This window comes from Actinoallomurus acaciae, assembly GCF_042429965.1.
In the GTDB taxonomy this organism is placed as follows: domain Bacteria; phylum Actinomycetota; class Actinomycetes; order Streptosporangiales; family Streptosporangiaceae; genus Actinoallomurus; species Actinoallomurus acaciae.
On the sequence record NZ_JBHLZP010001029.1, the window covers coordinates 1 to 1,341 of the forward strand.

General features: G+C 71.5%; 3 protein-coding genes. 1 reads left to right on the top strand and 2 read right to left on the bottom strand.

Annotation, left to right across the window (positions count from 1 at the left end):
• Window positions 1-597: ATP-binding cassette domain-containing protein (locus ACFFNX_RS50115; protein WP_378213559.1), on the top strand; the 597-nt coding region annotated here is incomplete at its 5' end.
• On the opposite strand, the gene ACFFNX_RS50120 is transcribed toward ACFFNX_RS50115, so the two are convergent.
• Window positions 570-818, bottom strand: a complete 249-nt coding sequence (locus tag ACFFNX_RS50120) for a TFIIB-type zinc ribbon-containing protein (protein ID WP_378213560.1) — start codon at window positions 816-818, stop codon at window positions 570-572. The two genes, ACFFNX_RS50115 and ACFFNX_RS50120, sit on opposite strands and share 28 nt — an antisense overlap.
• Before the next feature lie 189 nt (window positions 819-1,007).
• The coding region (locus ACFFNX_RS50125; RefSeq protein WP_378213561.1) for a hypothetical protein at window positions 1,008-1,341 on the bottom strand (334 nt) is incomplete at its 5' end.

A 1,341-nucleotide genomic window follows, 5' to 3' on the forward strand; every position in this document is an offset into this window, starting at 1 on the left:
CTCACTGGGGAGGCGCGGGCGCGCGGAGCGGTGCTGCTCGCCGGAGTGCCGCTGGACGCCTACGACGCAGCGGACGTCCGCGCGGCCGTGCGCGGCCTGACGCAGGACGCGCATGTGTTCGCCGCCTCGATCCGGGCCAACCTCGCGCTCGCGCGGCCCGGCGCCTCCGCCGCCGACCTGGAGGCCGCCGCGCGCCGTGCCGGGCTGCTCGACTGGATCGACTCACTGCCGGAGGGCTGGGACACCCCCGTGGCGAACGACCTGCTGTCGGGCGGCCAGCGTCAACGGCTGCTGCTCGCCCGCGCCCTGCTCTCCGACCCACCGGTGCTGCTGCTGGACGAGCCGGCGGAGGGACTGGACCTGCCGACGGCCGACCGGCTCGTCACCGAGATGCTCGGTGACGAGCGGACGGTCGTCCTCGTCACGCACCGCCTCGCTCCCCTGAGGGCGGCCGACGAAATCGTGGTCCTGGACCGTGGCAGGGTCGTTCAGCGCGGTCCCCACGACGCGCTGGCCACTGCGGACGGACCCTACCGTGACCTGTGGGAGGCCGAACGCCTCCACACGGATCACTCGGCGGGCGTGAAGACCTGGTGAATGATGCCGCGGCGGTGCCGGCCGTGGTAGGACGTGTCCTGGTCTCCCGCCGGGTCGAGCTTGGCGAGATACTCACTCTCGGCGTCGATGAGGCGTTCGAGCTCACCTCGGTCGAGAAAGACCCCCTGGCAGCCCACACACTCCTCGATCACGACGCCGTTGCGGTCGTGTGTGTCCCACTTCCCTGAGCATTTCGGGCAGTTCAACCCCGTGTCAGCCATCGTTCGGCTCCCCTGAATACGAATCGTGCGATTCCGCAAGACTATTGACTATTCGCCGCCCTTAAGTAAAGGGCCCGCCTCCGCGGCGACCTCGCTGGAGAGGCCTTCCCACACCGACACCGCACGACCCGTCACGCAGGGTGCGACACATGGGCTCGCATCGGTAACGGAGAACGGGAGAAAGGACGGTTATGAACGCTTCGTGTTCCTGGCCGTCCCGCCTGGAGAGAGCCGCCTGCTCCAGAGTCCCCCACGGAGCCGCCGGGAGGCGGGGCCGAGGCGTCGCCGGCGCATCACCGTCAGCCCGGCGACGAGCCAGAGCAGGCCGGCCTCGGTGACGACCGCGATCGCGACCAGCGTCGCCCAGGACGCGCGTCCGGCCTGCATCGCTCCCGCCGGGGAGAGCGTGTCCAGTTGGGAGACGCCGTCGCGGGGGGTCTGCGGCGCGACGCGGGGCGTCGCCGGCGACGCCGAGATGGTGGGCAGCGGCAGTGCCGGGCCGCCCATCGGCGGGACCCCTGCC

What these genes read in the sequence shown, in the direction of transcription:
- ACFFNX_RS50120 (WP_378213560.1), bottom strand. Translation starts at nt 818, where the DNA reads ATGGCTGACACGGGGTTGAACTGCCCGAAATGCTCAGGGAAGTGGGAC.